Here is a 7521-nt window from a genome sequence, read left to right on the forward strand (position 1 = left end):
TCCTCGCCCGTTCGGGCACGAAGCTCAAGGAGTTCGTGCGCTGGGTGGTGCACGTTCGCCCGCCCGAGTGGCTTTCGCTCGTGGTATCTTCCCTCCCCGAGGTCGCCGCCATGCTGCCCGAGTTCAAGCCCGACCTGTCGCCCGAAGACCGGCTCCGCGTGATCGAGGGGCTCCGGAAGTCCGTCCAGGCGTACCCTGAGGCCGGGGTGGACATCCGGGACCATGCCCTCGTCCCGCTCGTCCAATTCGCGGCCCGGCGCCTCGGCCGCAAGCTCACCGAAGCCGAACGGCAGACGCTCGCCAAGCGGCTCGACACGATGGATGGGGAGCGCCTCGGGGACATGGTCCACGACTTGGCGCCTGAGAAGCTGGCGGCGTGGCTGGCCGATCCCGACGTTCGTTGAGTCATGTCTTTCACTTCTGTCGTAGGCGAGTAGAGGAAAGCTGTGCGGCAATGCATCAGACGAACGGGATGCAAGTTCTGCCAATCTGTCCTTATATAATCCAAGTGAATTGTGGGTCACTCAGTCTGGAGCCTCCGAACAATAACGTCGCATTGCCGCGTGCCGAAGGCGCTGCTTCCGCGGGACTTCAGGCGCCGGAGGCACGAAGTTATTCATCGGGGGGTCCTCAAAACGTGACGCAAGATAATTAGCGTTGACTTCCCTTCAAATCCCAGTTTTGATTCCAAGGCTCCGATGACCAGCTACAGCCGATTGCAACCGGAACAGTTTGTTGGCCTTGGCGAGCGGATCATCCGTGGTTTGGGTATTTCCAAGTACGCGAGGTTTGTCGCGCAGCGCATAGAATGCGCGTGGAGGGTCGAGATTTTGAGGAAATCCCCCGAGGGACTTTTCCAAACGAACGAACTGTGGGTTGTCATTCTCGCTCGCTCCCGAGGCAAGTTTACAAAAGATATCGTCAAGGCCATTGCCAATGCGGCCCAAGCGGCAAGCGTAGAAAATGCCCTGATTGTCCTCTTCCAAGAACTTTCGCCGGACGATGGCCGGGAGCTTCGAGACGTGTTGCTTAGTTCCGGAATCTCCCCCGTAATCCTTCAGGGGTACTTGGCGGAACTGTTTGCGGCGGATGTTGGAAGTGGTCAGAAACAAGGAAGCCGAAAAGGGAACTTCTCCTTCTTGCGAGCAAGAACCTCGGCTTGCAAGGCGTTGGAAGGCACGGCTGAGCGGGAGACTTATCAGACGGCGAGTTTCCAACCCACGCGAGTCATCCCCCTCCATGGTGGCGCGACGCTTGCTGAAGCAGACCTCTTTCGGGTTGTCGCGGGCGGCTCTTGTCTTCTGTTGGGTGATCCTGGTGCGGGCAAGACAACTAGTTTGCGAGTGTTTGCGGCCATGCTTGCAGAGCAAGGGCCGCGTACCCCCGTATATGTCCCTCTCAGCAACTACCGGGGTGACCTGCTCAGTTTGTTGGGGGAGTCCATAACTTCAATCGGCAATTTCCTCAATCGGAAAATGGCTGAGGACCTTCTTCAATCAGGCTCACTGGTGATTCTGCTGGATGGGATAAATGAGGTACAGGACGTTGAAGTGCACCGCCATCTGGTTCAGCAGATCAACGCTCTAACTGATCCTGCGAAGCCTCTGTCCGCAAGCCGCTGGATCGTTAGCGGCCGTATTCATGACTATGAATCCAGCGTCAACCGGCTCATGCACCTGGAAGCCCGGCGTTGGGAGATTCAACCGCTGACGGATGATCTGATATTCCAGTACCTGCGCAGCGCACTCGGTGAGGCTGACGGGCGTGTGACTTTCGACGCGTTGAACCCAGGAATGAGGGAACTGTGTGGCAATCCCTTGCTCCTTTCTATGATTGCGAGGGTGAGGATAAAAACAGGCAATCTCCCCACGGGGCGAGGTGCCATCTACCGACGCTTCGTGGAAGTGATGGCAGGTTGGGGCGAAGAACGCGGCTTGGGGTCAAAGGACCGCGAAACTCTTGCTTCGTTGCTGGGCATCTCGAAACTCACACAAACGCGTTACCAGGAAATCTTGGGGCGCGCTCTCACCGCGCTCGCGAGAAGCATGGTTTGGGGCACCATGATCCCTTTCAGTGACGCCAAATCTACCCTTGCCCAGGAATTCGAACAGGCTCAAGAGCCCAAAAAGGTAGCTGCAATCCTCCTCAACGCTCTGACCACCGGGGGACTGTTGCGCCAGGACTATAGCAACAGGCTAAAGTTCTTTCACCATACTGTGCAGGAATATTTTCAAGCGATGCATCTGCAGCATCGTTCTGCCGAAGAGTTGATTCCGGACCATGGCCTGTCCCACGCACAACGGGAGGCCGTGCTCTTCGTCGGAGGTATGATCGATAATCCAAAGGCGCTGATCCGCCGTGCGGCGGCAGTTGATTTGACACTGGCAGCTGATCTGATCCGCGATGCGAGTCGTGTGGAGTTTGATGAATCCGTAGAGGAGATCGCGAGAAAACTCTGGAAGGAAGCGATGAGCCCCGGTAGGGTGGTCGGTGGCAGGCGCCGTTGGGCGCGACGTTTCGCGCAACTCTCAGACGCAGTTGGACTGTCTATCGAAGAACTGGCCAGGAAACTCCTGCCTAAGCAAACCGAGATGCAGTTCGTGGATACTATCGTCAACTTCTACGCGGAACTCGGAGACCACGAACGAGCAAGGCAACTTATCGAAAAAACGTCCGCAGGCTCAGATATGCCTTTTGAACTTCTTTTTAGCGCTGCAATAAACGCCAGTTATTCTGGAGATGATGAAAAAGCTGTCTCTATATACACGGAATATATCGATATTGTCAGGGAAAAGAACCATTCTGATGGATCGGTGGCTCTCGGTAACCGGGCGAACAGCTACAAAAAGCTTGGGAGAACGGATCTTGCTCTCGCTGATTACCATGCATCCCTTGAACTCCAGGACTGCCCGAACGTTCGGGTCAACTTGGCAACCACGCTGCGTCAACTGGGATCTGTTGAAGAAGCGCGGGGACATCTTCATGCCGCGCTCGAACTCGATCCCAGCTTCGGACATGCATATCATGAACTGGCAATCCTTCTCGCCAAAGAGGACTTGCAAGTGTCCCTTCAGCACTCGATGAGGGCGGTGGAACTTGCTGCGCACGAGGGAGACCTGATTCTTTTCCTTCCACAACTTGTTGATAGCCAGGAAAAGCTCGAACTTCACTCGGAGGCGTTCCAGTCGTATCGACGCATGCTCGCTCTCAACCCTACGTCCAATAACGTCAAGCGCTGGCGTGAGCGGATTGTCTTTCATCGACGTGAGTTGGATGAAAAGGATCGTCAGCGCTCTGCTCGCGAGCGTCTAATCGAGCGCGACGATATGCCTCTGCCGACGCTCGTGGAATCATGGCTCCGTGCGGCACGATACGATGTGCAACACATCTCGGATATCTGCTTCGGAGCGGTTGCGCCTAGCGGGACTGAGGTCATCCCGGTCGCCCTGATGCCGGGCGCCGAAGCATCGGGCCGTACGCTTCAACAGGCGCTTGATGATCTTCCGACGAAATTTCGAACCGCTAGGCGCGTGATGGTGGTTGTCGCCGCGGAAGATCTCTCAACAGGATTGCTCCAGATGTGGATGGTTTTGCAAGAGCAGCGGCCGCTTGCTCTTGTAACGGCTTTGGAGGTCCGAGACGCTTTGGTCCAAGGAGACCAGGAGTGCCAACGCTTGTTCACGGATGCCTTCAACCGAACGGGCAGGGTAAGCATTGATCCTTTCGAGTATAAAGGGGTCGTACGACAGCAAACCGAATTCTTCGGCCGTTCAGAAGACACAAAACGCCTCACTGAAATGCTTGCTCGCGGCCAGCAGATTGGCCTTTATGGCATCCATAAGATCGGCAAGTCCAGCCTTTTGGAGCAGATCCGTCGCAGACTCCGCGTCGCCCATCCGGAGATTTCAACCATTTCGGTCGAACTGAATGCTTCTTATCGGGAGGTCGGGGATCTCTACCGCGAAGTAATGCAGAGACTCCCAGGAGCTTCTCCCACTACGGTCAACCCTGATGCCGAGATGTTTAGAAAAGCGCTGCAAGACTTCCATAAGAGGAGCCTCGTAAGCAGACCCAATCACCGGTTGCTGATCATCCTAGACGAATATGCCTACCTGATTCCTGACCGGAGTGGCAAGGGCGGGATCAAGAATTTTCTTGAAGCCCTCGGATTGCTCAAGGCGCTCCACCAAGAAGGCTGGCTGACATTGTTGCCCTGCGGACGGACGGCAGCGCTCAGCCGAGCAGGAAGTTGGGAAGACCACGGCGAGAATCCTTTCATTGATTTGCTCCATGCTCACTTTTTGGAGCCGCTCCCCAAAGCCGAGAACGACGATCTGATGCGTGCACTCGCAGCCCGGGCTGGGCTGCCTGTTCTCGACGACGGACTGGAGGCCATCTACGAAGCGACCGGAGGGCACCCGGGGTTTAGCCGCACCCTGGGGAGCAGGCTCCTGAAGCAAAGCAGGGAACCCGTTGATCGTAAGCGGGTAACGGAAGCCGTGGAGGCTCTTCTAGAAGATCGCGATCAATCATCCACAATCCTGGCCATTTACGAAGAGCGAATGGATCCTGACGAACAGCAGGTGGCGGCGACCCTCGCGCTTCTGGGACCGAAACCTGTCAAGGACTTCTTCTCTGCGGATCTTCGAACTCGGAGGAAAATGCGCGACGCAATCGACAACTTGGTTTCCACGACGGTGCTTCTGAAGCGCGGTGACATTCTGGACCATAGGTATGGCCTCTTGCGCGATGCGATCCGGTTGCAGGAAGAGAGCCTCGGGATGTGAAGGTATGCGTTGTGCGCGCATCTAATCCTTTCGATACTTCTCGCTGTGCAGGTCCCGACGTGTTCGTTGGACGTGCTACGCTCGTGATGCGGATGGCATCTGACCTGCGCGCGGGGCGCAGTGCATCGCTCGTAGGGGCTCGAGGCATCGGGAAGACGAGCTTGTTGCGTGCGGTGCAACGATCAATTCTTGTGGGGAATAGGCATGACGACATGCCGGTGCCAGTTGTCGTGTATGTCGCCCTCGATCGCCGACGCCACAAGAGTCTCGGAGCAATGCTCAATTCAATCATCGAGGAACTCGTCAATGCTCTCAGGGACCAACGTCAAGTGCTTTTGGATGCCATACGTGACCCCGTTCGCACGCTCGCATCCAACGGTCGCTTCGATGGTGCGTTGAATACGGTATTGGGCGACGTATTCCGCCAGACACAACGTCTTCACAAGCCGATCCTATTGTTTGACGACGTGCACCGCGTGGGGCAACAGGACTGGCTTGGCGAACTCGCCTCAATCTTGAATACCCACACTGACCGCTGCGAGGTGACCGTGGTGCTCGCCGGTCGAGAGAAGCTCTCCGAGCACCTTCGGGATGATACTTCGGATCTACGCCACCTGATCGCAGACTGGCACACCCTCGCAGGGTTCACCGAATCTGAGACGCGCGAGCTTATCAATCTCGCTCAATGCTCCGACGAACACGTGGAAGGTGAGTTCTGCAAAGAAATCCATCGCATGACGGGAGGGCATCCGTTCAGGCTGCATTATTACCTCTCGCAGTGCCTTTCCAACCATGGAGAGTTCTCGATGGAGGCTCTCCGGACCATTCATACTTCCTCAGATACCAATGACCGCCTCCTGCATCTGCTTCACGATGAAAATGTGTCGTTCTCGCAGGATTCTCTTTGGTGGCATGCTGCTATCGCATCTCTGCCCCCTTCTGATGCATCTGGCAAGTCTAGCTCAGGAACATGGATAACGGCCCCAACGGAGCCGCAATCCGTCCTCCCAGGCGAGCAATTTCCTGCCCGCTCCGTTCACGCGATTATCCCCGTCACCGTGCCAGCGATCCCACCGCCACCGCACGCTGAATCAAGACCTCCAGCAAGATCAGAGGAGTACCTGACCATGATCAAGATCCTGTGCCTGGCCGCGAACCCTAAGGGCACCTCCCGCCTGCGCATTGACGAGGAAATGCGCGAGATCGAAAGCCGACTGCGAAGTACAGCGTACCGGGACCGATTCGACTTCATTTCGGCGCCGGCCGCACGCGTGGACCAACTGCAAGAGCACCTCATGCGCCATGGGCCCTCAATCGTCCACTTCAGCGGCCACGGAGGCGACGGCGCCATCATGATGGAAACTCCCACCGGAAAAGGCATCCCGGTCGAAGGGGAAGTGCTCGGCCGCATGTTTCGACTCTACAAGCAACACGTCAAATGCGTGGTTCTCAACGCATGCGAAACCGAAGTCCAGGCACAAGCAATCGCCCGCGAGGTCGGGTGCGTAGTCGCCATGTCAGCGTCAATTCCCGACAATTCGGCGATCACGTTCGCTGCGACTTTCTATCAAGCGCTCGGCTACGGACGGAACGTGAAGGATGCCTTCGAGGCTGGCCGCCTCCAGATCGAGCTCACGGGGCTCTCGGCGGAACTGGTGCCTCGCTTGGTGTTGGGAGCCGATCCTTCCGCCGCTGACCGGGTATTCGCGGGCCCCTAGGAGGCTCGGCGGGCGAACCCATCCCCCCGAGCCTGGACCCTTCAGGGGTACCGACCTTCGCGACTGAACGGAGCGAGAATCCGAGTGGCCTGCTTGGGGGCGCGTCGGGTGGGGTCCCTTCGGGGGGCGTGTCTTTGTCAAAGCAGCCAGAGGTGACTGAGCAATCCGCAGGTCAAACCGATCCGTCCGTCAGCGGTTCGCCCCAGGATGCTCCCGTTCAAGCCAAACATCATGGCAGCCTTGCACCCTCACGGATGCGTCGGCGACTGCGCCTTAGCGGGATCGCAGTTGGCTTGGCCACCGTTACTCTCGTAGTAGCAGTGGCGCTCAGCGATCGGCGATCCATTGCCTTTGCAGTGCAAAGTGATAGGGCCTACCAGGATATTCTGGGCAGATGTTCTGATTGGCCTCGTGGGGGCCCACGTCCTGAATGTTTGAGAGGGCGAGCTGCCGAGAAGCGAGATAGTGGTGTGTGGCTCGCAGCGCACCACGATAGAGACAATTCACTGATCGCGTTTCTTGTTGCGCGACTTCTGCTGGAAAAAGCCCGCCAGTTGGAACCGGCCAATCAGGAAGTTCAATTCGATCTGTACACCGCCTGCTGGAACGTCGCGGAGGCGTTTGGAGAGACGGGTCGGGTTGATCAAGCGATTCGTGCGTATCAGGAGGCTTTGGCCATCGGTTCTCAAGTGGTTGCTTCATCGCCTAACGATGTTCGGTGGCTGTGTGCTCATTCCAGGCTTCGCTTGAAATACGCTAGATACATGTTGAAACACCACCGAAACTGGGATGAATTTCGTGAAGCTCAAACGTTCGCAGAGAACGCGGTCGAAGTCATGCACTGCCTCCAAGAACAGGGACAACTGCCCGTTGTAGACGTTCAAGCACTGCCCAGGTATCGGGAGATTTCGAGAGCTTTTTCTGCTGTAGGCGGAATGTACGGGCAATAGAGATAGCCTTTCAAATTTTGAAGGAACGCTGGGAGAAGTCAGGCCGCGTCGCCCAAGCCCTGTTGG

The 7521-nt window shown here is 56.9% G+C and carries 4 protein-coding genes; 3 read left to right on the forward strand and 1 reads right to left on the reverse strand.

Going from position 1 to position 7521, the window contains the following annotated elements:
• From K1Y02_23755 to K1Y02_23765, 3 genes are all read left to right on the forward strand, one after another.
• The coding region (locus K1Y02_23755) for a hypothetical protein (protein MBX7259395.1) at positions 1 to 404 on the forward strand (404 nt) is incomplete at its 5' end.
• A gap of 294 nt (positions 405 to 698) precedes the next feature.
• The gene (locus tag K1Y02_23760) at positions 699 to 4787 is read left to right on the forward strand and encodes a hypothetical protein (GenBank protein ID MBX7259396.1); all 4089 of its coding nucleotides are present in this window, start codon (positions 699 to 701) and stop codon (positions 4785 to 4787) included.
• Between the two features lie 59 nt (positions 4788 to 4846).
• Positions 4847 to 6505 carry an AAA family ATPase gene (locus tag K1Y02_23765; GenBank protein MBX7259397.1) on the forward strand — a complete coding sequence of 553 codons (1659 nt, stop codon included), beginning with the start codon at positions 4847 to 4849 and terminating at the stop codon, positions 6503 to 6505.
• Positions 6506 to 7008: 503 nt separating this feature from the next.
• Here K1Y02_23765 and K1Y02_23770 read toward each other — a convergent pair.
• A complete protein-coding gene (locus tag K1Y02_23770) occupies positions 7009 to 7194 on the reverse strand; it encodes a hypothetical protein (protein MBX7259398.1) in 186 nt (61 codons plus the stop codon).
• Positions 7195 to 7521: the final 327 nt, after the last annotated feature.

This window comes from Candidatus Hydrogenedentota bacterium (assembly GCA_019695095.1).
Lineage (GTDB): Bacteria > Hydrogenedentota > Hydrogenedentia > Hydrogenedentales > SLHB01 > JAIBAQ01.